Source organism: Microbacterium sp. H6, from assembly GCF_003314775.1.
Classification (GTDB): Bacteria; Actinomycetota; Actinomycetes; order Actinomycetales; family Microbacteriaceae; genus Microbacterium; species Microbacterium oxydans.
Window position 1 is genome coordinate 17,021 of record NZ_QOAY01000159.1, and the last position, 552, is coordinate 17,572.

Sequence of the window (552 nt, forward strand, 5' to 3'; positions counted from 1 at the left end):
GAGGATCTCGACCACCGGTTCGGCGTTCGCCCCGAGGATCTGCACCCAGAGTTCCGGTGCCGACGCAGCGATGCGCGTCGTGTCGCGGACGCCCTGGCCCGCGAGACGGAGCGCCCCTTCCTCGGCCTCTGCGAGGCGACCGGCGAGCAGACTCGCCACCACCTGCGGCACATGCGAGATCAGCGCGACAGAACGGTCGTGCTCCTCCGGGGTCATCTCGAGCGGCGTCGCTCCCACATCGAGGGCGAGGGCCTCGACGAGCGCGAGATCGGAAGCTTTCGTCTCCGCGTCTCGGCACACGACCCAGGGGCGTCCGATGAAGAGGTCAGCGCGAGCAGAGATCGCCCCACCGCGCTCACGGCCGGCGAGGGGATGCGAGCCGATGTAGCGGGCGAGGTCCACGCCGCGCGTCTGAAGAGTGCGGAACGGCTCGAGCTTCACACTGGCGACATCGGTGACCACCGCCTGCGGGAACCGCTCGAGCTCGGCCTGGATCACGTCTGCCGTGACATCGGGCGGAACGGCGACCACCACGAGAGAGGGGGCGTCGTC

General features: G+C 69.9%; 1 protein-coding gene. It reads right to left on the reverse strand.

Annotation, left to right across the window (positions count from 1 at the left end; all coding sequences use genetic code 11):
* The coding region (locus DSP71_RS23520; RefSeq protein ID WP_258546362.1) for a prephenate dehydrogenase/arogenate dehydrogenase family protein at window positions 1-552 on the reverse strand (552 nt) is incomplete at both ends.